The organism is Bacillus sp. JAS24-2, assembly GCF_008274905.1.
Lineage (GTDB): Bacteria > Bacillota > Bacilli > Bacillales > Bacillaceae_G > Bacillus_A > Bacillus_A cereus.
Map to the genome: position 1 here is coordinate 2,779,152 of NZ_CP031068.1, position 24,194 is coordinate 2,803,345.

The following is a 24,194-nucleotide window of genomic DNA, read 5'->3' on the forward strand; positions in this document are numbered from 1 at the left end:
CGTTTTTTTGTCTACTAAAAATTATACTTATCAATATTATCTTTCGTAAATACAACTCGTTCTGGTAATACGATAATTCCGTTCCCTTCTGCCTCATAATCATATCCTTGAATGGAGTTTGGCTCTACTTTCACTTTTCCAATTCCTTTTACTTCGAAGCTATCCCCTACTTTTAACTTCTTCCCTTTTACAACAATTTCATTTGCTACATACGTTGCGAGAGCACCTTGTTGTTTTACATCCCATAAACCAAATTGTTGTACTGTTCCTCGTTTTACATAATCACGCATAACGTTCGGTGTAGAAAATCCAGTTACCACTACTTTTTTATCCATTTTTAAGTTTTCAGCTGCCTGCGCCATTGCTGGGAGTGCTGTTGCATCTGGACAAATAACTGCGTTAATATCTGGATACGTTTTTAATATGTTCTCCCCTACGGATAAAGATTTTTGTGCATTATTTTCACCGTACTGCGTCGTTACAATTTCCCAGTTCGGATATTTCTTTTTAATAATTTCTTTCGCTTTCGTTACCCATTGGTTTTGATCCGTTACTGTCGGGCTAGAATAAAAGAATGCTACTTTTCCTTTATCTCCAATTTGCTTAGAAGTCATTTCTATTAATAAGTTAGCAAGTTGGTCTGGTGTTCCTTGGCTTATATAAAAAGAACGATCTTTCGGATTCACATCAGAATCCCATGTTAAGACGGTCATTCCTTTTTTCTTAGCACGTTGTAGTGATTGCGATAAACCATCAACTGATGTAGAGGAAACCATAAGTGCATCATAGTTTTGGTTAATAAAATTATTTATATACTTTACTTGCCCTGATACACTCGCTTCAGACGGCCCATCATATTTCACTTGTACGCCTAGCTTCTCTCCCATCTCCTTTGCTCCTTCACCTCCCGATGTGAAGAAACCAACTCCTGTTAATTTCGGAATAAATGCAAATTTCACATCATCAGCCTTTTTCTTATCTGCCGTTTGGCTAGAACACGCAATTAAACCGATTAAACAAATACATACAATCAATACAATCCCTAGTTTTCTCTTCATGACATTTCCCCCTTATGCAAACTCTGTCTTTTCCCCGCTAAAAATTGATGTAATTTGAAATGTCTCATAATAACTGAAAGAATAAGGATAATACCTATTACTACATTGGATTGTTCATTTGTTAAACCCGTCATTTGCAAGCCATACTGCATGAGCCCAATGAAAATACTCGCCAGTACAGTACCGAAAATACTTCCTTTTCCACCTGTAATAAGTGTCCCGCCTAATACAACTGCTGTAATAATTGGTAATATTGTTTCGCTTCCTATATCAGCACGTGCAGAACCGAAATATGCAGTTAAGAAAGCTCCTCCTAATCCACCTCCTAACCCAGAAAGTATGTAAGCAATGATTACTACTTTCTTCGTCTTAATCCCGGTGTATTTTGCTGCATTTTCATTCGCGCCTGTTAATTTTACGTGGCGCCCATATATCGTTCGGTGAAACAAAATCGTGCATACAATTGTTAATAAAATAAGTAGCCATAATAAATTGGGTATTCCTATAAAACTACCATTTGCTAGTTGTACATAAGTATCAGGTAAGCCGCTTATCCCTTCATATCCAGAAGCACCTGCCCCTCCTGAAATGACGAGTGCAATTCCTCCGTATAAAAACATCGTTCCGAGTGTAACGACTAGTGGTTCTACATCTGTCAATTTTATAATAAGCCCATTTAAAGCTCCTGCTAAGCAACTGACTATAAGTGCCATTATTACTGCTAGTAAAATATGAATTCCATTCATCCAAAACACACCAATTAAAATCGAGGTTAGCCCCATAATTGATCCTACAGATACGTCAATTCCTCCTGTTACAATAACGAAAGTCATTGGAATTGCCGCGATTGCTATGAATAGAAAATCATTTGTACTAAAAAGGAGATTACTAATATTTAAGAAATTGCTGTTTATAAAACTAAAGAGAATGAATTCTATAAGAAGTAATATGATTAACACACCTTCCCATCTGTAAAAATACTTCATAGATTCATTCTCCTTTCTGCTTTCCACTTCTTCATGACGCTATCTAATATGATAATAAGTAATAGTAAAAAACCTGAAATAGCATTATTCCAAAATGCTGGTATTTTTAAAAAGATAAGTGAACTGCTTATCACTTCTAAAAACAATGCTCCTAGTGCAGCTCCAAATATAGAACCTGTTCCTCCTTTTAGATGAATTCCTCCTAGCACAGCAGCTGCAATCACCTGTAGTTCCATTCCTGTACCAGTTTGATTTGGAACGAACCCGATATTCATAACAAATATGCAACCAGCGAGCGCAGCGCTTATGCCTGAAATCATAAACGCATATATCTTCACTTTATTAACAGGTATACCAATAAGCCTCGCGCCATCTTCATTATCACCTACCGCATAAAAGTATCTTCCCAATGGCACTTTTCTTAAAAAGAAGTATAGTAGTAGTAAAATAATAAGAACGAACCATACAGTTATAGGTAAACCAAGAATGATGATAGATGACAGCTGCTTAAAATCGTTTGGAATATCTTCAATCCACTTCCCGCCTGTGAAAATTAACATTGCACCTCTAACAATTCCTAACATGCCTAATGTCATAATAATGGCTGGTACCCGAAACTTCGCAACTCCAATACCATTTACGAAACCGATAATGGCCCCAAGTATAATAGCTACAAATATCGACAAGAATGCACTATACCCATTCGTTAACATCATTCCGCAAACTGCTGCACTTAATCCCATGCTTGAACCAACTGATACATCTATATTTTTCGTAAATAAGACGAACGATTGACCGATTGCTAGCACGACTAAAATAACGCTTGATTTCATCAGTAAAGATAACGAGGTAAATTGAATAAAACTAGGGTTTATCATCCCTACAATAGCTATATAAATTAGTAGTAACATTATGATAGACGTTTCGTGCATTTTATACATACGTTTCATTCCGTTACACCTCCGTATGCAAGGCGTGTAACTTCATTCACACTCAGTTGTTCTTTTTCCATATGAGAAACAAATCGCCCATTTCTCATTACATATACACGGTTTACTAATTGGATAATTTCTTCAACATCTGAAGAGATTAATAAAATTGCGAGTCCTTCCCTTTTCATTTTTTTTATCGTCTCATACACTTCAAGCCTTGCTTTCGCATCAATTCCGCGAGTCGGCTCATCAAGAATAATAATTTTAGGATTACATGCAAGATACTTCGCAAGCACGACCTTCTGCTGATTACCTCCTGATAAAGATGCCAATTCTTTATTCATATTCTGTACAACAATTCGGAACTGTTCTATAAACGATTTAACTAAAGCGCTTTCTTTTTCTTGATTTATAAAAAAGCGATTATTTTGATATAAACTTGCTGCTGCAATATTTTCTTTAACAGAAGCAATTGAGAAAATTCCATTCCTCGCCCTATCCTCTGGCACATAAACTAGTCCTTCGTCTAGCCTTTTATGCAAAGAACACGTATCAATTGATTTTCCCCCCAATAAGATAGACCCTGATTTTATAGTTTTCAATCCAAATATCGCTTCTGCTAATTCCGTTCTGCCAGATCCTATAATGCCAGCAACACCTACAACCTCACCCGCATGTACAGTGAATGATATATTTTCGAATGCGTGACCATTTATATCAACCACTTCTAATATTTTTTTCGTCTTTGCTGTCTCTTGAACTACTTCTATTTTCTCTTTCTGTTTATATCCTTTTGGCAATAGTCCCTCCATCAGCATGTCATATGTATAGTCACATACATCACCTTGGCTTACAACCATTCCATCACGTAGTATTGCTACTTTGTTGGCAATTTCAAAGATTTCTGGAAAACGATGCGTAATATAAATCATCCCAATTCCTTTTTCTTGTAAACTTTTCATCAACACAAAAAGACTCTTAATTTCGTGTGTTGTTAATGTCGATGTTGGCTCATCTAGAATAAGAATCTCAGCTTCTCTTATTAATCCTCTAACGATTTCTACTAACTGTTGTTGCGCAATAGATAACGATTCTCCCTGTTCATTAAGATCAATATCCCAACTTAAACTGTCAATTAATTGCTGAACTTTTACTTTAAGCTTCTTTCTATTCCCCTTTAATCCAATACATATATTTTCTTCAATGGTCATATGCGGAAAAATGAGCGGTTCTTGTGGTATTAAATAAATCCCTTCTTGGTGTGCTTCTTTTGGATTTGCAAACTGCTGTCTCTTTCCTTTCACATACATTTCTCCACTATCATACGAATATAACCCCGTTAATATTTTCATTAATGTCGATTTCCCGGCGCCATTTCCACCAACTAAAGCGTATATATCACCATGCTCTACTTGTAAGTTCACTTCCTTTAGCACAAGTTGATTCGAAAACGCCTTACTCATTTTCTTCACTTGTAATAAGGGCACATTCTCCACATGATGTCACCTGCCTTTACCCAGAACATTTTTTGAGAAAATGATTATTTGTTCTACTTGTTTTGTAGCATTTTATATTCCTTTTTTCATATCTAGAACACTTTTTTCAATGTACTATTAATCGTTTCAACTGGAATAAACAAAATATGTGACACATATGTTTAAGCATTGGTCAATTGTTGAAAGGGATGAAGAGTATGTCACAGCTGAACTTTGAAGAAAATTTATTAACTAAAGTAGCCTGGTACTATTATAAAGATCAATTAACACAACAAGAGATTGCTTCACTTCTTCATATTTCAAGAAATAAAGTCGTCCGGTTATTAGATAAGGCACGCAGTGAAGGTATCGTTACATTTCACGTAAAAGGAACCGGTTTGCATTGCTTGAGCATTGAACGTGACTTAATGAAAAAGTTCCACTTAAAAGATGCTTTCATTATCCCTACTCCAATAAACAATTATGCTACTTCTCTCGGAAAAGCCGCTGCACAATATTTAGAAACTCATCTCCAACAAGGTGATTTACTCGGCATCGGCTGGGGTGAAACGATAAGTAAAATGCTAGAAAACATTCATTTTGAAAGTTCTATTAATCTTTCATTCGTAACGCTAACAGGCGGAGTAAACCACTATCTCCCAAGAAAACAAAACTATTTACACTACATGCAAGGCGAACTTCACATTATCCCTACGCCGTTTCTAGCGTCTACAACCGAAATGGCACAAAGTATTCTATCAGAACCGAGTGTAAAAGATATGCTTCAAGTCGCTTCACTTGCTCATACGGCTGTTGTCGGTATTGGGGGATTATCTCAAGACGCTACGATTGTAAAAGAAGAAAAATTAACACTACGTGAGATGACATATATTCGTAGTCAAAACGGTGCTGGCGATATTTTAGGACAATTTTATAATACAAATGGCGATTTATTAGAGCTCTCGCATCACAATCGTCTAATTGGCACGCCCCTCTCTATTTTGCGCAATATGAAGCATGTCGTCGGTGTTGCTGGAGGTACTGAAAAGATAGATGCAATTTATGGTGCCTTAAAAGGAAAGTTTATTCATTCATTAATTACCGATGAGGAAACTGCCCTCTCCTTATTACGAAAGGATGGTGATTGTTAATGTCCCATTTATTAGCTTTTGATGCTGGTACAGGGAGCATTCGAGCAGTTCTTTTTGATTTACATGGTAATCAAATTGCAGTAAGTCAAAAAGAATGGATTCACAAATCTGACCTTCGTTATCCAAGCTCTATGAACTTTGATGTAGTAGAAAATTGGAAGCTAGTACAAGAATGTACGAAAGAGGTGCTTCAAAAAAGCAACACTCCTGCCTCTTCTATTCTTGCTATTAGCGCTACAAGTATGCGAGAAGGATTTGTTTTATATGATCAAGATGGGCAAGAAATATGGGCGTGTGCAAATGTTGATGGGCGCGCATCCGTCGAAGTTAGTGAATTAAAAGAAATTCGGTCACATCTTGAAAAAGATTTATATACAAAGTCTGGTCAAACTTTTTCATTAGGTGCTTTACCACGCCTACTCTGGATAAAAAAACATGAACCCGACGTCTATAATAATATTTACTCTTTTACAATGTTAAACGATTGGATTTTATATAAACTAAGCGGCGTACTACAAATTGATCCCTCAAACGGATGCACGTCAGGTATTTTTGACTTACAAAATAGAGTGTGGGATAACGATGTCGCTAAGGAGTGCGGTCTATCTTTGCCATTTTCACCAACAGTAAATGAAGCTGGTACAGTAATTGGCAACGTTACAAAAGAGTGTGCAGCATTAACTGGATTACGTGAAGGGATTCCTGTCGTCGCCGGGGGTGGAGATGCTCAAATGGCATCGCTCGGAACAGGAATCGTGAAACCGAATCAAACGTTAATATGCGGGGGTAGCTTTTGGCAACAAGAAGTGAATGTTACTGAGCCAATAACAGATCCACATGCTGCGATTCGAGTAAATTGTCACGTCGTTCCGAACCTATGGCAATATGAAACAATCGCCTTTTTCCCAGGTCTCGTTATGCGCTGGTTTCGAGACGCTTTTTGCCAAGAAGAAAAGAAACTTGCTGATAAACTCGGTGTAGATGCTTATGAATTACTAGAAGAACAAGCGAAAGACGTACCTGTCGGTTCACATGGCATTATCCCTACTTTTTCAAACGTTATGAACTACATTTCTTGGCGTCATGCCGCACCTTCTTTTTTAAATTTAAGTTTAGACGCTGACAAATGCGGAAAAAAAGAACTGTTTCGTGCTATTGAAGAAAATGCAGCCTTCATTACACTTGGAAACTTAAAATTAATAAAAAATCTAACTGGCACATTCCCTTCTGAAGTTATTTTTGCTGGCGGTGCCGCTAAAGGAAAACTATGGCCACAAATTCTATCAGACGTACTCGGTATTCCTGTAAAAGTACCTGTTGTGAAAGAAGCAGCTGCTTTAGGAACTGCGATTGCTGCTGGAGTTGGTGCTGGCATATATTCATCTATGGAAGAAACTGCCGAAGAGTTTGTACAGTGGGAGCAAACATTCGAACCAGTTACTGAAAATCACGAACTATATAAAGAGTTCTATGAAACATGGAAAACTGTATATGACAGTCAGCTCGCTTTAGCTGATAAAGGGCTCACCTCACATATGTGGATTGCGCCTGGTGCACTGTAACACATTACATAAAGGAGTGAACTGTATGTTAAAAGCGAATGAAAATGACTTCTCCTATCGCTTCGGTGATAACGGGCCGAAATATTTAATACAAGGTCCAAATATTGATCTTGGCCTTGTTGTCATTCAACCGGGCCAGGAGTTTCAAAACCATTATCATACGACGTGCGAAGAGGTCTTTTATGCATTAGAAGGTGAAATAGATTTCTATGTGAATAATGAAAGAGTTCCAATTAAACAAGGTGATGTCCTGCAAGTTCGTCCTCATGAATCTCACTATCTTATTAACCATTCTGACAAACCTTTTAAAGCTGTTTTTATTAAGTCACCACATTTACCAAATAAAGATACTGTACAAACGGAAAATCCAACATTAACGAAGGAGTGATTTGGAATGACTTGGGGATTTAAAAATCGATTAAATACAATTTTACCTGATGGCAGAGCGGTAATGTTAGCAATAGATCACGGTTATTTCTTAGGACCAATTCACGGACTAGAACAACCACTTGAAACAGTTAAAAACTTACTTCCTTACACGGATTCTCTCTTTTTAACGCGTGGTGTACTTAGCTCCTGTATTCCTGAAAACTGCAGCACACCGATGGTTATGCGTGTATCTGGCGGCGCTACTGTCGTCGGTAAAGATTTAGCGAATGAAACAATTGTTACACCTGTAAAAGAAGCAGTGAAGCAAAACGCAATTGGCGTTGGCGTTTCTGTTTTTGTCGGATCAGACTATGAAACACAAACTGTTTCGAATCTCGCAAATGTAGTCTCTGAAGCTCACGATTACGGCCTACCTGTACTCGGCATTACCGCAGTCGCAAAAGAATTACAAAAACGTGAAGCTCGCTTTCTAGCACTTGCTTCCCGCGTATGTGTTGAAATGGGTGCTGATATTATTAAAACGTATTACTGCGAAGGATTCGAAAAAATAACGAGCACATGCCCTGCCCCAGTAGTCATCGCGGGTGGCCCAAAACTAGATTCAATTGAAGACGCATTAAACATTACGTACAATGCACTGCAAGAAGGCGCAATTGGAGTAGACATGGGCCGAAACATATGGCAATCCGAGCACCCAGCTGCGATGATTCAAGCGATACATGGCATTGTGAAAAATGGATTGAATGTGAAAGAGGCACTTGAACTTTATGATGATGTGAAGAATTAATGTGAAAAGACAGACTATTTATTAGTCTGTCTTTTTTACTTTACAGTGAAACTTTCTTAATCCGTCTTCTAATATGATACATACTTAAATTCTATACACCTTCAAATGATTACTCTTGATGATTACTATTAAGCTTGGAAACTTTCTTATCTTCTCTATAATCAAGACAAGACACTTCAATTAATAAGCCATTAAATACTGTAAAATAAAAACCATAACTACTACCTCTCATCGAATAAGGTTCCTTGTCTATTTCAATGCCGCCGGCTACTAAACGATTATATGCTTGATCCACTTCACTTGATGTATCCACTAAAAAACCAATATGAAAAGCTTCCGGATACGTAACTTCCTTATTCCCTTTAAATGATTTTGGATCACTTAGCACAAGTATAAATCCACTCTCATCACTCATGACTACAAGTGCTTTCCCTTTTTGTTCCAAAAATTGAAAATCAAAAAATGTTTCAAAGAAATGTCTCGCTTCCGATAAATCATCAACACATAAATTTAAATGATTCAGCTTCATGTACTCATCTCCTTTTAAACTGAGGGTATATGGATTCATTTTTTTCATAACACTTAAATATGTAAGGAAAAATATTCAAGCGTTCCATCTAAGACTATGCTTTATAAGTCTAATATTTTTTTCTATAGCCTAGAACGTTTTTTAAATGAATGAAAGATTTCCTATCATTCCCATCCCCCCAGTAATAAAAAAGAGGATACATGTTTGCTTCTACAACATGTATCCTCTGCTTGTATATTACAACTGTTGATAAGCCGATTTCGATGATTTCACATAATAAACCGCATGATCCACATTAATAATATGATCTGGTTTTGGTTTACCACGTCCCGCTCTATGTCCAGCTAAGTGTTCTTCACTTGTTTCCCAGTTTTTCCATGCTTCTTCCGATTCCCAGCGAATCATTACGACAACTTCTTCGTCACCGCGTCTTACTTTTTTAACGAGAACACTTAAATCGATGAAGCCTTCAAATTTTTCAATTATGCCTTCTCCAGTAAAACGTTCTACAACTATATTTGATGTACCTTCTTTTACTGTAAATGTTTTCGTTTCGATAAACATATATCCCACTCCCTCTTCGTAATACGAATACTAGTATTCTTCTATTATAATTGATTATGATAATTATTTTCAATTGTAAAGTTTTAATTTTTTGAATTATGCTGATTTCTTTTCTATCGCCTCATCTAAAAATTTGAAATATGGAAGTAACATCCCTATTAAAGATGTAACACATATAATTGCACCGATAATTACATATAGCGCTCTTACTCCCCACATTTCACTCAATATTCCCCCTACTAACACACCTAATGGCATAGCGGATCGTATAAAAAATAAACGCACTGAAAATACTTGTCCTATCATATTATTTGGGACGATTTGTTGACATATTGTTGTGTTATGAACATTGAAAAATGCAATACAAATCCCTGCTATTACTTCAATTAGTATTGCAATGATAATACTATGATTGAATCCTAATGAAATGTATGTGAGTCCCCCTATAAACAATCCTCCAAGCATAAGTATACGCCGGCTTTTATATGTTACTTTTCCGACTAATACTGAGCCAATTACGTAGCCAAGTGGAAAACCTGCCATAAAATAGCCGTACTCTGCATATCCCGCTAACAGCTCGTCTTTTATATAAGGAAGATTTGTGACCATCGTTACCCCTACTCCAAACTGCACGAAAGTAAGAAATATACCGAGCCAAACGATGATTGGTTTTGTAAAAAAATATGTAAAACCTTGAAGAAATTGTTCTAGCCACGTTTTTCGTATATCTGTTGTAGTTCTCTTTTCTTTTATATAAAGTAAGAAAGCACCACTAACAAATAGACAAATACATACGAAAGATAATGTAAGTTCTGTTCCAATGAAATGAATGACTACTCCGCCCAATACTGGCGCAAGAAACATCATGAGACGAGTCATTCCATCAATATACGCATTTGCGTCTTGAAGTTGTCCTTGACTTACAATGCTCGGTGTAATTGCTTGACTTGCAGGTGTATAAAGAGGTGTAATAAGTCCCACTACAATTTGAACAACATAAATGTGCCAAACTTCTATACTACCTGTAACTAGCATCACCAAAGGTAATAAGAATACGGACGCCCGTATCCATTGTGAAAAAATCATAATCCACTTCCGGCTCCATTTATCAATAAATGGGCCACTTATTAATTGCAGTATGAGTGATGGGATGAAATATAATAGCCACATACTACTTAAAGCCATTTCCGATCCTGTTAACTCATATACTAGAATTGAATTACATAACGTTCCGAAAGCCCCTCCTAATTCAGAGATTGCACTACCAATCCACATAAAAAAGAACGAACGATTTTTCAATATATTTTTCAATTTCACACACCAACTTTTCTTTTATATTCCTCCCTTTATGTACATTCTCGTTGTTAATTATCTATTCAAAAACATATCTAATTCTTTCGCTAAAGACTGTACTGCTTTCTTTCTTAATACATATTTTCCGTCATGTATATCAACTAACTTCGCTGCACGTAACAATTTCAAATGATGGTGTACAGTCGATTTACCAAGCTGTAATCTTTCCGTTATTTCCTGTAATGTACGTTCTTTTTCAAATAACATTTTTACAATTCGCAATCTCGCCTCATCCCCAAGAGCCTTATGTTTTTGAACTAAAAAATAATTCGGTTCATACGGATCTTCAGGATGAATGCTTTCATTCGCAACTGGATAATGAAATACTTTCGTATCATCAATATCCGCTTCAATATTCCACGGTCTGTACGTCATTTGCGGAATAAGAAGTACGTGATGAACACTTGGCTCTGGCATATAGTTCACTCCGCCAGTCGCCCACTCGACAAACTCTTCCGGCTTCATCTTTTTATTCATTTCATTTTTCGCTTCATAATCTCGTTTTAATATAGAAAGTATTTGTTCTTCCTCTCTTTTAATAACACTCTCATACCAACCTGTCATAACAGCGATTAAATGCGATTTCAGCACTTGTACATCTACATTACATATAAAGCTAATATAAGTAGAAAAAAACTGATGATTATCTGTTAGTTCCTTTAGTTCGTGTATTGCACATACAACTCCCGTTGCAGCTAAACGTCTTTTCTCTTCATACTTCTCTCCTAAAAACGGTAAACATATAAATTTCAAATCTTCTTCTGAAAATGAATCAATTTTAAAATTAAACTGCGATAAATCTTGAAAATCCTCTTCATACAATAACTGGAGTAATGCTTTCCACGTATTATGTTCTTCTACAAACTGTAAGTGTTCTCTCATTTCTTCTGTTAATGCTTTCTTAATTTCTTCCCATTCACTTTGAGTCTTTTCAAGAGTATCAATTAACCTTTTATGAGTAATCGCTGCAATGCCAAGTGCACATTCGAAAAGTATCGAATATTTCACCTGAACGTTGTATGTTTCCCTTTTTCTGCTCGTTATGTGATAGACCTCCATTTTTATCCCCTCCTTGTTTGCTATATAACATATTCTATTTTTATCGAATTTTACCTTCTATATTTTTAGAACCGTTTTGCAACTTTAAAAAAACTTTAATCAATGAGCAAACAGAAAAAGGTTTATACTCTTTTCATTCTGACTCAATGAAAGCCTTGATTATTAAATATCATATTAAAAATGAGATTTTTTAATGGCTCAATTATACGTTGTATTTCACTCTCTTGTTCAACTATAGAGAAGGTTTATTGAAGAGAAAAGCGAACGCTTCAAGTACATGATGCCTTACAATCTTCATTAACCGCCCTTCAAGAAGCAGAACTAAATCAACTAAGTCCTTCTCTACCAGTTTGGCAACAATATATGAATATCCTTTTGCATGATGCTTATCATACAGGACAAATTATACAGCTTCGGAAACTTCAAGGTTCATGGCCAACTCACCGTTCTTATTTATAAAGTGAAATTTTAATCAGCTCTTACCAATCGGGATTTTGCGGGCAGCCCATCCCCACTTCACTTCTTTGCTTTCCCTGAATTTTGAGGTAAAAGTCTTACTGCCCGTTAATCCGGGATAAACGATGTTTAAAATCGCATACGTTTAATATCCAACAAAACAATTGAAAACAACTAATTGTTCGATAATTACTGCGATTGCTCAAAATAAAGCAAATTAAAATACATTGATTCCTAACATAACTTACATGCTTCATAACTTCTAATCATAATCCAAATTTGGAAGAATAGATGCTTTTTTATATACAAATAATAAGCCTCAAGGAGTTGTTGACATGCATTTCATATTGAATATGTTAGGGATTTTCGTTGTCATATTAATCGTTTTCTTATGTTCGCCTAATAAAAAACATATAAAATGGAGACCAATTGTAATTCTCATCCTATTGGAGCTTTTTATTACATGGTTTATGTTAGGCACAAAGCTCGGCAGTATTATCATTAATAAAATTGCGTCATTTTTCAGTTGGCTACTAGCATGTGCGAATGAAGGTATTCGATTTGCATTTCCTTCAGCTATGGAAAGTCAGCACATTGATTTCTTCTTTAGTGCGTTACTTCCTATCATTTTTGTTATTACTTTTTTCGATATTCTATCTTATTTCGGAATCTTAACTTGGATTATTGATAAAGTAGGTGCAGTTATTTCAAAGATTTCTCGTTTACCAAAGTTAGAAAGTTTCTTTTCGATTCAAATGATGTTTTTAGGAAACACCGAAGCACTTGCGGTTGTTCGTGATCAATTATCTGTGTTAAAAGAAAATCGATTATTAACTTTTGGAATTATGAGTATGAGTAGCGTTAGCGGATCCATTCTTGGCGCTTATTTATCAATGGTGCCAGCAACATATATTTTCAGCGCCATTCCATTAAATTGTATTAACGCATTAATTTTAGCCAATGTATTAAATCCTGTGGAAGTTTCGAAAGAAGAAGACGTTGTTTACACACCTTCAAAACATGAAAAAAAGGATTTCTTTTCTACTATTTCAAACAGTATGTTAGTTGGGATGAATATGGTTATCGTTATTTTAGCTATGGTAATTGGTTATGTAGCTTTAACAGCATGTTTAAATGGGATTTTAGGATTTTTTGTAACGGGGTTAACAATTCAAAAAATCTTCTCCATTATCTTTAGTCCTTTTGCATTTTTACTCGGTTTATCAGGCAGTGATGCTATGTATGTAGCTGAATTAATGGGGATCAAAATAACGACGAATGAATTTGTTGCAATGATGGATTTAAAATCAAACTTAAAGTCGCTACAACCGCATACGGTTGCGGTTGCAACGACATTTCTAGCTTCTTTTGCTAACTTTAGTACAGTAGGTATGATTTACGGAACTTACAATTCATTATTTGGCGGAGAAAAATCATCAGTCATCGGTAAAAATGTTTGGAAGCTTCTTGTTAGCGGGATGGCTGTTTCTTTATTAAGTGCTATGCTCGTTGGGCTATTTGTATGGTAAATAATTTTTATAATAAAAGACACCCAAGCCAATTGAGTGTCTTTTATTATTATTTTCGAATTTGCCCATTTCCACGAATCACATATTTTGTAGAAGTTAATGCTGGAAGCCCCATTGGTCCTCTTACGTGTAACTTTTGTGTACTGATACCAATTTCCGCTCCGAATCCAAATTCGGATCCATCTGTAAAACGAGTCGATGCATTATGATAAAGTGCCGCGGCATCTACAGAAGTAAAAAACTTGCTGACGTTTTCCTCGTTTTCAGTAATAATCGCTTCAGAATGCATAGATCCATACGTATTTATATGATGAATCGCTTCTTCAACAGTGGAAACCACTTTCACTGCTAGTGTGAGAGATAAAAACTCAGTTTCCCAGTCTTCTTCTGTCGCAAGTAAGATAGAAGGATCAATCGCCACTGCTTTATTATCACCACGTAGCTCCACTCCTCTTTCCTTCAAGGAAGAAAACAACTCGCTACCATATTGCTCTGCCCAATTCTCATGAAGTACAATCGTCTCAATTGCATTACATACAGATGGACGCTGCGTTTTTGCGTTTATAATAATATTAAACGCCATTTGTTTATCTGCTGTTTCATCAATGAATATATGACAATTTCCCGCACCTGTTTCAAGTACTGGAACAGACGCTTCTCTCACTACTGTATCAATTAATTGTTTACCGCCTCTTGGTATAAGAATATCCAAGTACTCGTTCAATGTAAACAACTGTTTTGCACTATCTCTCGTTGTATCTTCTATGAGCTGTACACTTTCTGAAGGCAAGCTAGTTTGCTTAAGCACCCGGTGAATAACGCTAACGATAGCTTTGTTAGAATGTATAGCAGAAGAACTACCACGTAGTATTACTGCGTTTCCTGTTTTTAAACAAATTGTAGCAGCATCAACAGTTACATTCGGTCTTGCCTCATAAATCATTCCGACAACACCAAGTGGTACGCGCATCTCCTGAATAGATAGTCCATTTGGTCGTTCCCATGCACTTACACATTCTCCAATAGGATCACGTAATTCAATTAACTGCTTAATACCCTCTGTCATATCAACAATTCGTTGTTCATTCAGCAAAAGGCGATCAAGGAGTGAATGAGAAAATCCTTTCTCCTTACCTTCTTCAATATCCCGTTTGTTTTCTTCTAAAATATAAGCTGTTTCTACTATCAGCTGATTAGCAATTGCAGCAAGTGCTTCATTTTTTTGATCTGTAGTTTTAAGCACAAGTTCTCTAGCAACCTCTTTTGCTTTTATCCCCTTTGCCAACACTTCATTCATTTTTATTTCCTCCTTTTTAAAGTGAAACCCAATGATCCCTATGGATGACTTCATAACTATGTCTCTCGCCTCTTACTTGAATATCATGGCTTTGCATACCTTTTACATCTCTTAGTTCCTCTGCACTATATGTGCATTGTCCTTTTCCTATTACGCGCCCTTGTTGCGTTACAACCTCTACAACTTCACCCACTTGGAAAAATCCTGATACATTCGTAACACCAGCTGGAAGTAAACTCTTCCCATGCTGAATGATGGCAGTAGCTGCCCCAGCATCTACTTCAATTTGTCCGCTAACAAGCGAATGCAAGGCAATCCATTGCTTGTTCATCTTCATTTCTTTTTGAGGAGCATTACCAACATACGTTCCATCACCCTTACCCTTCAAAACATCTACAAACTTTTCCTGTCCACGTCCTGTTCCGATAAATACACTCACACCAAGAGAGAGTGCTGTCTTTGCAGCATCGATTTTTGATTTCATACCGCCAGTCCCAAGTTTTGAGCCTGCATCTCCTGCAAGAGAAGAAATTTCTTCCGTAACTTCAGGAAGAAAATAATATTTTTTTGCATCCGCATTTTTCTGAGGATTTTTGTCATATAACCCGTTCACATCCGTAAAGATCATAAGCATATCCGCCGAAACAAGCCCGCTTACTAAAGCTGACAGCATATCATTATCACCGAACGTTAGCTCCTCTAAAGAGATGGAATCATTTTCATTAATAATTGGAAGAGCGGAACGGTTTAATAATTCTCCTAACGTAGCGTAAGCATTACTATATTGTTCTTTTCTAGAAAAATCACTTCTCGTCAGCAAAAGTTGCGCAGTAACGATGCCATATTTACGGAATTCCTCCGTGTACGCCTGCATTAACAAACTTTGTCCGACAGCTGCTGCAGCCTGTTTCCCTTTAATCGTTACAGGTCTGCTAGGATATCCTAGCGCTGAAAAACCTGCAGCGACGGCTCCAGATGTAATTAACACAACCTCGTGCCCATCTTCTTTCAACCGAGCCAATGCGGCAACGTGATCTGAAAGCTGTTCTGTAGAGATGCCTCCATGACTATCTGCCAAGGAACTACTCCCAATCTTTACAACAATTCGTTGTTTTTTCACTTTTTTATCCCCCAAGTCTAAAATCAAAGTTTTTTTATAAATTACACTTCATTCACTTTGTAACTATATCTATTCTCATCAATGCTGCACTGAAGTATTTAAGAGCAAAATAAAAATGACCGCTTCGCCCTTAATAAAATAAAAAGGACGAAACGGTCATTGTTCCGCGGTACCACCTTAATTGATATACATAGATATCCACTTGGTGCCTATAACGCAGGCGAACGCCTAAACTTTCATTTAAGACTCAGGGATAGGTTCGATATATTCTATACGAGGAATCTTTCAGCCGGTGAATTCCACTCTCTTTCGCAAGAAGACATATGTACTAATTCCCTTCAACGATTTTCAATCTAATTTTTTTATATTATGCGATATAGTTCGATTCGGTGTCAAGAGGTATTTTTAAAAATAAATAGAGCCACAAGTTATTTGTATGAAATTATCGCCCTACTGAATGAAAATACAAAATGATATAAGTTTAACTCATATTCATAAACATAAAACCTTACATTATAGTGTATATATTTACATAATGTCGAATATAATTAATTTTTGTCTTTTAGTGTTGCAAAAAGGAATATATTCTCTTAGAATGTTTCTTTATATTGCACAGGGATGTTATTCTTATTCTAAGAAAATAATATCAAACCGATATAATTGATTATAAAAGGAGCAAGATTGAGTTATTATGGATAAACAAATTGGATTCATCGGTTGCGGAAATATGGGAATGGCTATGATTGGCGGAATGATAAACAAAAATATAGTGTCTTCAAATCAAATTATTTGTTCAGATTTAAACACTGCTAATTTAAAAAATGCTAGTGAAAAATATGGGCTAACTACAACTACCGACAACAATAAAGTAGCTAAAAATGCTGATATTTTAATTTTATCAATCAAACCAGACCTATATTCATCAATAATTAATGAAATAAAAGAAGTAATCAAAAACGATGCTATCATCGTTACGATCGCTGCTGGAAAAAGTATTGAAAGTACTGAAAATGCCTTTAATAAAAAAGTAAAGGTTGTAAGAGTAATGCCTAATACTCCTGCTCTTGTTGGAGAAGGAATGTCTGCATTATGCCCTAATGAAATGGTGACAGAAAAAGATTTAGAAGATGTACTAAACATTTTCAATAGTTTTGGTCAAACAGAGATCGTAAGTGAAAAATTAATGGATGTTGTCACATCCGTAAGTGGTTCTTCACCAGCTTATGTATATATGATTATAGAAGCGATGGCAGATGCTGCTGTACTAGATGGTATGCCAAGAAATCAAGCATATAAATTCGCTGCTCAAGCTGTGTTAGGCTCTGCAAAAATGGTACTAGAAACAGGAATACATCCAGGTGAATTGAAAGATATGGTTTGTTCTCCTGGCGGAACGACAATAGAAGCTGTAGCAACATTAGAGGAAAAAGGATTACGAACAGCGATTATTTCAGCTATGCAGCGTTGTACGCAAAAGTCTGTTGAACTATCTGGTCAAACTAAAAAATAAAACTATAAAAGAGATTACGTTAGCTATGAATTCACATAATTTTAATTAAAAATTCACTACATGATAAACGGCCAAACTCATATAAAATTGAGCTTGGCCGTTCTACTTTTTAATTATATTAAAATAATTTTATTCGACTCTTCTTTAAAGGTTCTGTTTTATCCCTTACCTATTCCCTACTATGATTGTGTAATTTTATTAGAAACTAATAATTTTTCAATGCATTTCGGTAACATATCTAATAGTGTTTCAAATGCGTAGTTTACATCTAGACGTTCTGTCCATTGATGTGCATCTTTTCCTACCGGTCCCATATTTAATACTGGAACATCAAACTCTTCTAATTCCTGAAGCGGAATTGAATAGCCTTTATCCCATAATGGCATATTGTCTACAAGCGAACTCATTGAATCCAGTGGATACTGCAAGCCTACATAGCTTAAATCTGAAATCCCCCCAAAATAATTTTGGTTTTCAAATGTAATTTTATGATTGTAATGTGCATACTTTTCCATTTCTACAACTACCTCTTTTATTAAAGGATTGCTGCGTGAACTCACAGCTGGATAGTACGGCGGAGCGAAGAAAAGTACAATCATCGGTGCCTTTTCTTTACATAAAATCGCTAATTTATCTACTAAATCAATCGTTACCGCACGATCATCTTTATCTCCTCTATTTTTTATAATATTAGATTGAATATGATCTATTTTTTCTCGTCCATGTTGCTCAATTGCATATGTGATAAGCTCTTCATAAGTTAATACATTTACTTTGAGATTAGGTGGTATAAATGGATTATATTTAGAAAAACGATATGCATGTTTTTCATACGACTCTTCTATTTTCTCTGCTACTTTTGTTACTTTTTGACGTAACAATGAAACTACATCTGTCATTGATTTTTCTAATAAAAACAAATTAAATAATGTGACTGCACGATGCGGAATTTGTACAGAATAATCCTCTTTTAAGTCCCTTTGAAGTAAGTTAGTTGGCGGCGGACTCGCTTCCCCTTCTACAATATCACAAAGGTCTGTGTTTAACTCTAAGTCTGCCGTTATTAATGAAGCCATATAACTCCCATTTAAACCTGCAAAAGGTTCACCTACATGTGTCTCTTTTCCGTAGCACAGAAAACCAGGTAACACTTTACCAATAGAGCCAGTGTAAATATACTTATTTTGGTCACCAGGATGTCTTGAAAACATAGGCTCTGAGTTTAAGACCGTTTTATAATCTAAGTTATGCTCTCTTGCTAAATCTAACAGTCTCGGAACAGCGGCCCTCATCCCTACCGAATTCACTTCCTCATCTGGTACAGCCAATAAAAGAACATTCCCATCGAATCTTCCTTCACATGCTTGTTCAATCATTGCCATTTGTAATGCGAGGCCACATTTCATGTCCATTGTTCCTCTACCAAACAGCCAATCTCCATGTTCTATATCTTCACGTACATGGTCTGGAAGTTCATCTTTATGAGAATAAAACATAGATGTTAACTTTTTAGGATTAAATGCATCTTCTTTCCACACTCCGTAATCTTGTACATCTACAACATCAAAGTGACTTACTATAATTACAGTATTTTTTGTACTATCGCTTTTCTTTACTAGTGCTGTAACAAAAAATCGTCCGTCCCCTGTCGGATTTTTTTGTAAATGATGCGGGTTTTCTTTGAAGTACTGTAAATCAGATAACTGTTCCACAACAAAGTCTGGCAATATTACTTCAGCTTCTGAACCAGTAATACTAGGAATTTCAACAAGACCGCTTAATAATTGAATCAATTGTTCTTTTGATTGCCACTTTGACATATAAATCCCCCTATTTTTCCACATTATGAAAACGAATTCCAGTATATGAATAAAAAATGACGACAGCTATCAAAATTATAGTTCTGATGTACTGCCGATTTTTATTGATATTTCATGAGCTGCTTGTTTTACCTTGCTAATAAGAAAAGATAGTCGATCATCATTAATACGATGACTAATTAACCCAACACTTAATGCTCCTACTACTTTATGATTAAATCCGATAATAGGTGCAGCTACTGAAGCTGTCCCTTCTGTTTTTTCACCATAACTGACAGCATATCCTTCATTTTTTATTTGCTTTATTTGATTAAGAAGAATTTGCTTTTGTTCTGGTAATGAAGAAAGTAAATGCTCTACAATATGTTCCATTTCATTCGTTTTCATATTGGCAAGCATCGTTTTATTTGCGGCACCAATTGAAAGTGGAATTTGTTCCCCTAGATTATCAATAACTCGAATTTTTAAAGGACTATCAATTCTTTCAATGATAATAGAATGTGTTCCGTTTGGAATATTCAAATAGACACTTTCTTCCACTTCAGCAGCCAAACGTTTCATCACTTCTCTTGCAACAGATCTATAGTCTACCTTCTCCAATTGACGCAACCCTATTTCCATCCACATTGGTCCAATTTTGTACTGTTTTGTCTCTGAAATTTGTGTAACTAACCCATGCTCCATTAGAGAGTTAAGTAATCTATGTACTGTACTAACCGGGAGATGTGTTCCATCAGCTATATCAGAAATAGCCCAATACTCTTTTTCATTTGTAGAATTCAATAATTTAATAATACTTATCGCTCGATCAATGGACTGTACCATAACTCGCCTCAACTTTACTCGTAATATGTTAGTACGCTTAATTAACTATCAATTTAGCAAACATTCGAAATGAAATCAATCTATTTATTTAATTTTCTAACAATAAAAACATATCACTAACAATGAATTGAAAACGCAAACAAAAAAATATTGACTTTTCTTTTTAATTGTCTGAAAATTATAACAAGATTTCACATCACGGAATACATTCCATAATACGGAAAAACATCAAACTTTATTCTATCAACTACGAAAGTGAGGAAAACAATGGCGCAAGTAAACAATACAAACAATGAATTAAAACGTACGATGAAAAGTAGACATTTATTCATGATTGCACTCGGTGGTGTGATTGGAACGGGGTTATTTAACGGATCTGGCTTTATAATAAGTCAAGCTGGACCTGGTGGATCCGTACTTGCCTTTATGGCCGGTGGATTATTAATGTATTTCGTTATGCTATGTCTTGGTGAACTCGCTGTAGCCATGCCTGTTTCGGGTTCTTTCCAGGAATATGCCACTAAATTCATCAATCCTGCAACTGGCTTTACAATCGGATGGTTGTATTGGTTAAGCTGGGCGAATACGACCGGTCTTGAATTTACAACTGCCGGTATTACAATGCAGCGCTGGTTTCCTGATATTCCTGTTTGGGTTTGGTGTTTAATATTTGGCGTTACAATCTTTACTATTAACGCATTATCTGCTCGTAGTTATGCAGAAACAGAATTTTGGTTTTCAAGTATAAAAGTATCTGCCATTATAGCTTTTATAATTCTTGGTGGCGCCGCTATGTTCGGCTTTATTGATTTAAAAGGCGACGAACCAGCTCCACTTCTTTCAAATTTCGTAAATCATGGTGGTTTATTTCCGAATGGACTTGCAGCTATTCTATTAACAATGGTTACAGTCAATTATTCCTTCCAAGGTACAGAGCTTGTCGGAATCGCAGCAGGTGAAAGCGAAGATCCAGCAAAAACTTTACCTCGTTCTATTAGAAATATTATATGGCGCACAATGTTTTTCTTCGTCTTAGCAATCTTTGTTCTTGTTGCTTTAATTCCTTGGGAAGAAGCTGGATTAACAAAGAGTCCATTCGTTGCTGTTTTTGATAATATCGGTATTCCATATGCAGCTGATATTATGAACTTTGTTATTCTTACTGCTGTTCTTTCTGTTGCAAACTCAGGACTATACGCTGCTACTCGCATGCTTTGGTCTTTATCAAAAAACGAAATGGCTCCAGCATTTTTAAAGAAATTATCATCACGTGGGATTCCTCTCAACGCTTTAATCATGACAATAGCTATTTCTGCTTTTTCTCTTTTAACAAGCGTAGTAGCTGCTGAAACGGTTTACTTATGGTTAATTTCCATTTCTGGAGTCATAACAATTATTGTTTGGATGTCAATTTGTGTTTCTCAATTCTTTTTCCGCAAACACTATTTAGCTGAAGGTGGAAAATTAGACGACTTGAAGTTCAGAACTCCACTCTATCCCCTTGTACCAATTCTTGGTTTTGGATTGTATGGCATTATATTAGTAAGTCTTATCTTTATCCCAGATCAAAGACTAGGCATTTATTGTACTGTACCATTTATCATCTTTTGCTATACTTACTATCACTTTAAAGTTAAGAAAAGAATTGCAACTAACACTCAAAGTGAAACTAAAATTAGCGAAACTTCGTAATATTGTACGATACAAAAAAGACAACACGTGGCGTTTCACTTCATGTGTTGTCTTTTTTTATTATTTAAATATGAGTTCACCTGAATTTAATGGATTTTTCTCTTCTCCTACAAAAGTAGTAAAATTTTCATTTGAACTTGCTACCTCAGTTGGATTTATCGTATTTCAATTTCGATATAATAATAAATAGGTATATCAGATATAGCTGTACATTATTAGAACTACATTCATTACTCAACTGGTAGTTATCAAGAAAGAAAGGAATGATCATAATGATACAGAACATATACGAAACTCATTTACATGTAAGAAATTTAGAAAAAGCGATAAATTTCTATCAAAACAAGCTAGGATTAACCTTAGCAAGAAAACTCTCCAAAAGAAGAGTGGCTTTCTTTTGGGTCGGAGAAAATAAAAAACAAATGCTTGGACTATGGGAAGTAAATAATATCGAAGACTTTGAGCTGAGACATTTTGCTTTTGGTGTAAATTTAGAGTTTTTAATGACTTCTAAAGCGTGGTTAGAGGAGCGTGGAATAGAAGTGATAGGAAGTCAAGGAAAAGGAAATCAAGAGCCAATTGTCCAAAGGTGGATGCCCGCTGCAAGTGTATACTTTCTAGATTGTGATAGAAATAAATTAGAATTCATTTCTATGTTACATGACAATCCAGATGAATTAGAATATGCATCCTATTTAAGTGTATGGAATGCGGAACACCAAGAAAAATGAATGAAATTTCCGTTCAAGTCTTTTCTAATTTTTTAGATATACTGTTGTACGATCCCCCTTTTGCTATTAATTTTCGTCGGATTTATGAACAGTTATCGTAATGGAAAATTCATGATAACTCCACTTGTTAACATAATGCATTTATTGTTATCTTGTATTTGTACTTACGTACTAGCAATTCCTAATCTGCTTCCATTACAATTTGAAACATTTAATTTTTCTTCTTATCTGGCATCTAATCTTTAAACAAAAACTCCCCTTAAATCGAAAATGATTAAGGGGAATTTTATATACGATGCAATTATAGTTCAGATTTCACCCGAACAGAAACATTATTTTTAATTATATTTTTGACATCTTTAAAGCTAACAAAATTGTTACTTTTCTCATCCCAAAGACGGAAACGGAGTGAACGCAAGCTTGTAGCAAGCGTAATTGTTGGTACATTTTTTAAAGGAAGGGTATTGTTGTGTGCCTCTTCTAGTTTATAGTTAGGTACTCTTGGACTTAAATGGTGAACATGATGAAATCCAATATTACCCGTTAGAAATTGCAAAATTTTTGGAAGTTTATAAAAAGAACTTCCCTCCACTGCCGCTTTCACATATTCCCATTCTTTATCTTCTTCAAAATAAGAATCCTCGAATGTGTGCTGTACGTAAAACAGCCAAATCCCTATTGAACCTGCTATTAAAAATATAGAACCATGTACTAAAAGAAACGATTGCCATCCAATTGCCCAGCAAAGCATTCCTACAATAGCAACGATTAAAATATTCGTTAAATAAGTGTTCATACGTTCTTTTTTTCTAGCACCTTTTCGGTTAAATCTATTTTTAAGCAAGAAAACATAAATCGGGCCTAACCCAAACATAACGAATGGATTGCGATATAAACGATATGCTAAACGGAGTCTAAATGGTGCTGCTACATATTCATCTACTGTAAGCGTCCAAATATCCCCTGTACCCCTCTTATCCAAATTACCACTCGTAGCGTGGTGAATAGAATGCTCATGCCCCCACTGATCAAATGGGAATAATGTTAAAACACCCATACACGTTCCAACTATTCTATTTGCACGTCGACTTTTAAAGAATGAATAATGGGTACAATCATGAAAAATAATGAAAATCCTTGTCATAAATCCAGCGGCTAACAGTGCTGGAACTAATGTTAACCAATAAGAAACTGACAAACTTTTATAAGCAAGGTACCATAAAATAATAAATGGCACGATTGTGTTGATCAGTTGCCAAACACTTTTTTTAATCGTTGATTTTTCAAAAGGAGCAACTTGTTTTTTTAAATTTTTAGTATTTTCTAAGGTCATTGTTCTAATTCCTTTCCTTTTTGTTGCTAATTCAT

At 35.6% G+C, this 24,194-nt stretch carries 21 protein-coding genes, 1 pseudogene and 1 other annotated feature; of the genes and pseudogenes, 9 read left to right on the plus strand and 13 right to left on the minus strand.

What is annotated here, in order from left to right:
• Positions 1-14: 14 nt before the first annotated feature.
• The 4 genes from lsrB to DN407_RS14490 are packed head-to-tail and all read right to left on the minus strand — an operon-like array spanning position 15 to position 4,472.
• A complete protein-coding gene (lsrB, locus tag DN407_RS14475; protein ID WP_000823656.1) occupies positions 15-1,058 on the minus strand; it encodes an autoinducer 2 ABC transporter substrate-binding protein LsrB in 1,044 nt (347 codons plus the stop codon).
• Positions 1,055-2,044, minus strand: coding sequence for an ABC transporter permease (locus tag DN407_RS14480; protein WP_000873530.1), 990 nt, complete (start codon positions 2,042-2,044; stop codon positions 1,055-1,057). The genes lsrB and DN407_RS14480 overlap by 4 nt, the downstream gene beginning before the upstream one ends.
• Positions 2,041-2,994 (minus strand): ABC transporter permease subunit, encoded by a 954-nt coding sequence (locus tag DN407_RS14485; RefSeq protein WP_025117862.1) that lies wholly within the window; start codon positions 2,992-2,994, stop codon positions 2,041-2,043. The genes DN407_RS14480 and DN407_RS14485 overlap by 4 nt, the downstream gene beginning before the upstream one ends.
• Complete coding sequence (locus tag DN407_RS14490; RefSeq protein ID WP_149216404.1) at positions 2,991-4,472, minus strand: sugar ABC transporter ATP-binding protein; 1,482 nt, start codon at positions 4,470-4,472, stop codon at positions 2,991-2,993. Before DN407_RS14490 ends, DN407_RS14485 begins: the two co-directional genes overlap by 4 nt.
• Before the next feature lie 197 nt (positions 4,473-4,669).
• Here DN407_RS14490 and DN407_RS14495 point away from each other — a divergent pair, with 197 nt between their 5' ends.
• The 4 genes from DN407_RS14495 to lsrF are packed head-to-tail and all read left to right on the plus strand — an operon-like array spanning position 4,670 to position 8,341.
• A complete protein-coding gene (locus DN407_RS14495; RefSeq protein ID WP_149216405.1) occupies positions 4,670-5,602 on the plus strand; it encodes a sugar-binding transcriptional regulator in 933 nt (310 codons plus the stop codon).
• Positions 5,602-7,164, plus strand: a complete 1,563-nt coding sequence (gene lsrK / locus DN407_RS14500) for an autoinducer-2 kinase (RefSeq protein ID WP_149216406.1) — start codon at positions 5,602-5,604, stop codon at positions 7,162-7,164. The genes DN407_RS14495 and lsrK overlap by 1 nt, the downstream gene beginning before the upstream one ends.
• A gap of 25 nt (positions 7,165-7,189) precedes the next feature.
• Positions 7,190-7,552 (plus strand): cupin domain-containing protein, encoded by a 363-nt coding sequence (locus tag DN407_RS14505; RefSeq protein WP_000909986.1) that lies wholly within the window; start codon positions 7,190-7,192, stop codon positions 7,550-7,552.
• Between the two features lie 6 nt (positions 7,553-7,558).
• Positions 7,559-8,341 (plus strand): 3-hydroxy-5-phosphonooxypentane-2,4-dione thiolase, encoded by a 783-nt coding sequence (gene lsrF, locus DN407_RS14510; protein ID WP_000219772.1) that lies wholly within the window; start codon positions 7,559-7,561, stop codon positions 8,339-8,341.
• Between the two features lie 109 nt (positions 8,342-8,450).
• On the opposite strand, the gene DN407_RS14515 is transcribed toward lsrF, so the two are convergent.
• The 4 genes from DN407_RS14515 to DN407_RS14530 all read right to left on the minus strand — a co-directional run bounded on the left by DN407_RS14515 (position 8,451) and on the right by DN407_RS14530 (position 11,846).
• Positions 8,451-8,870, minus strand: a complete 420-nt coding sequence (locus DN407_RS14515) for a VOC family protein (protein ID WP_065228994.1) — start codon at positions 8,868-8,870, stop codon at positions 8,451-8,453.
• A gap of 237 nt (positions 8,871-9,107) precedes the next feature.
• On the minus strand, positions 9,108-9,434 hold the full coding sequence (gene hmoA, locus DN407_RS14520; protein WP_000469497.1) for a heme-degrading monooxygenase HmoA: 327 nt from the start codon (positions 9,432-9,434) through the stop codon (positions 9,108-9,110).
• Between the two features lie 96 nt (positions 9,435-9,530).
• Entirely contained in the window at positions 9,531-10,751 is a 1,221-nt protein-coding gene (locus tag DN407_RS14525; protein WP_076774946.1) for an MFS transporter, read from the minus strand.
• 51 nt (positions 10,752-10,802) lie between these two features.
• A complete protein-coding gene (locus DN407_RS14530) occupies positions 10,803-11,846 on the minus strand; it encodes an ArsR/SmtB family transcription factor (RefSeq protein ID WP_000454579.1) in 1,044 nt (347 codons plus the stop codon).
• Positions 11,847-12,104: 258 nt separating this feature from the next.
• On the opposite strand from DN407_RS14530, the pseudogene DN407_RS14535 reads away from it, so the two are divergent.
• A pseudogene (locus DN407_RS14535) lies at positions 12,105-12,305 on the plus strand (DinB family protein); the annotation flags it as partial.
• A 332-nt stretch (positions 12,306-12,637) separates the two neighbouring features.
• Positions 12,638-13,831: a NupC/NupG family nucleoside CNT transporter gene (locus DN407_RS14540; RefSeq protein ID WP_000545484.1), complete on the plus strand. Its 1,194-nt coding sequence runs from the start codon at positions 12,638-12,640 to the stop codon at positions 13,829-13,831.
• Positions 13,832-13,880: 49 nt separating this feature from the next.
• Here the strand turns inward: DN407_RS14540 and DN407_RS14545 are convergent, their stop codons facing one another.
• Together DN407_RS14545 and proB are read right to left on the minus strand one after the other, a co-directional pair.
• Entirely contained in the window at positions 13,881-15,128 is a 1,248-nt protein-coding gene (locus tag DN407_RS14545) for a glutamate-5-semialdehyde dehydrogenase (RefSeq protein WP_149216407.1), read from the minus strand.
• Between the two features lie 16 nt (positions 15,129-15,144).
• Positions 15,145-16,248, minus strand: a complete 1,104-nt coding sequence (gene proB / locus DN407_RS14550) for a glutamate 5-kinase (RefSeq protein WP_149216408.1) — start codon at positions 16,246-16,248, stop codon at positions 15,145-15,147.
• 140 nt (positions 16,249-16,388) lie between these two features.
• Positions 16,389-16,599 (minus strand) — a binding site (T-box leader).
• A gap of 340 nt (positions 16,600-16,939) precedes the next feature.
• On the opposite strand from proB, the gene proC reads away from it, so the two are divergent.
• The gene (proC, locus tag DN407_RS14555; RefSeq protein ID WP_000360729.1) at positions 16,940-17,758 is read left to right on the plus strand and encodes a pyrroline-5-carboxylate reductase; all 819 of its coding nucleotides are present in this window, start codon (positions 16,940-16,942) and stop codon (positions 17,756-17,758) included.
• 179 nt (positions 17,759-17,937) lie between these two features.
• On the opposite strand, the gene DN407_RS14560 is transcribed toward proC, so the two are convergent.
• Both DN407_RS14560 and DN407_RS14565 read right to left on the minus strand, forming a co-directional pair.
• Positions 17,938-19,602: a M20/M25/M40 family metallo-hydrolase gene (locus tag DN407_RS14560; RefSeq protein ID WP_149216409.1), complete on the minus strand. Its 1,665-nt coding sequence runs from the start codon at positions 19,600-19,602 to the stop codon at positions 17,938-17,940.
• Positions 19,603-19,653: 51 nt separating this feature from the next.
• Positions 19,654-20,403, minus strand: a complete 750-nt coding sequence (locus tag DN407_RS14565; protein ID WP_000250750.1) for an IclR family transcriptional regulator — start codon at positions 20,401-20,403, stop codon at positions 19,654-19,656.
• A 267-nt stretch (positions 20,404-20,670) separates the two neighbouring features.
• On the opposite strand from DN407_RS14565, the gene DN407_RS14575 reads away from it, so the two are divergent.
• Both DN407_RS14575 and DN407_RS14585 read left to right on the plus strand, forming a co-directional pair.
• Positions 20,671-22,095: an amino acid permease gene (locus tag DN407_RS14575; RefSeq protein ID WP_000079967.1), complete on the plus strand. Its 1,425-nt coding sequence runs from the start codon at positions 20,671-20,673 to the stop codon at positions 22,093-22,095.
• A gap of 272 nt (positions 22,096-22,367) precedes the next feature.
• On the plus strand, positions 22,368-22,826 hold the full coding sequence (locus DN407_RS14585) for a VOC family protein (RefSeq protein WP_000615639.1): 459 nt from the start codon (positions 22,368-22,370) through the stop codon (positions 22,824-22,826).
• A gap of 301 nt (positions 22,827-23,127) precedes the next feature.
• Here DN407_RS14585 and desA read toward each other — a convergent pair whose 3' ends face one another.
• On the minus strand, positions 23,128-24,159 hold the full coding sequence (desA, locus tag DN407_RS14590; RefSeq protein ID WP_000171499.1) for a Delta(5) desaturase DesA: 1,032 nt from the start codon (positions 24,157-24,159) through the stop codon (positions 23,128-23,130).
• Positions 24,160-24,194 lie beyond the last annotated feature (35 nt).

Excerpts from the sequence above, each read along its gene's own strand:
- DN407_RS14505 (WP_000909986.1), top strand. The coding sequence starts at position 7,190 with ATGTTAAAAGCGAATGAAAATGACTTCTCCTATCGCTTCGGTGATAAC.
- DN407_RS14515 (WP_065228994.1), bottom strand. The coding sequence starts at position 8,870 with ATGAAGCTGAATCATTTAAATTTATGTGTTGATGATTTATCGGAAGCG.
- lsrK (WP_149216406.1), top strand. The coding sequence starts at position 5,602 with ATGTCCCATTTATTAGCTTTTGATGCTGGTACAGGGAGCATTCGAGCA.
- desA (WP_000171499.1), bottom strand. The coding sequence starts at position 24,159 with ATGACCTTAGAAAATACTAAAAATTTAAAAAAACAAGTTGCTCCTTTT.
- lsrF (WP_000219772.1), top strand. The coding sequence starts at position 7,559 with ATGACTTGGGGATTTAAAAATCGATTAAATACAATTTTACCTGATGGC.
- lsrB (WP_000823656.1), bottom strand. The coding sequence starts at position 1,058 with ATGAAGAGAAAACTAGGGATTGTATTGATTGTATGTATTTGTTTAATC.
- DN407_RS14530 (WP_000454579.1), bottom strand. The coding sequence starts at position 11,846 with ATGGAGGTCTATCACATAACGAGCAGAAAAAGGGAAACATACAACGTT.
- DN407_RS14545 (WP_149216407.1), bottom strand. The coding sequence starts at position 15,128 with ATGAATGAAGTGTTGGCAAAGGGGATAAAAGCAAAAGAGGTTGCTAGA.
- hmoA (WP_000469497.1), bottom strand. The coding sequence starts at position 9,434 with ATGTTTATCGAAACGAAAACATTTACAGTAAAAGAAGGTACATCAAAT.
- DN407_RS14565 (WP_000250750.1), bottom strand. The coding sequence starts at position 20,403 with ATGGTACAGTCCATTGATCGAGCGATAAGTATTATTAAATTATTGAAT.
- DN407_RS14560 (WP_149216409.1), bottom strand. The coding sequence starts at position 19,602 with ATGTGGAAAAATAGGGGGATTTATATGTCAAAGTGGCAATCAAAAGAA.
- DN407_RS14495 (WP_149216405.1), top strand. The coding sequence starts at position 4,670 with ATGTCACAGCTGAACTTTGAAGAAAATTTATTAACTAAAGTAGCCTGG.
- proC (WP_000360729.1), top strand. The coding sequence starts at position 16,940 with ATGGATAAACAAATTGGATTCATCGGTTGCGGAAATATGGGAATGGCT.
- DN407_RS14480 (WP_000873530.1), bottom strand. The coding sequence starts at position 2,044 with ATGAAGTATTTTTACAGATGGGAAGGTGTGTTAATCATATTACTTCTT.
- DN407_RS14540 (WP_000545484.1), top strand. The coding sequence starts at position 12,638 with ATGCATTTCATATTGAATATGTTAGGGATTTTCGTTGTCATATTAATC.
- DN407_RS14575 (WP_000079967.1), top strand. The coding sequence starts at position 20,671 with ATGGCGCAAGTAAACAATACAAACAATGAATTAAAACGTACGATGAAA.
- DN407_RS14485 (WP_025117862.1), bottom strand. The coding sequence starts at position 2,994 with ATGAAACGTATGTATAAAATGCACGAAACGTCTATCATAATGTTACTA.
- DN407_RS14585 (WP_000615639.1), top strand. The coding sequence starts at position 22,368 with ATGATACAGAACATATACGAAACTCATTTACATGTAAGAAATTTAGAA.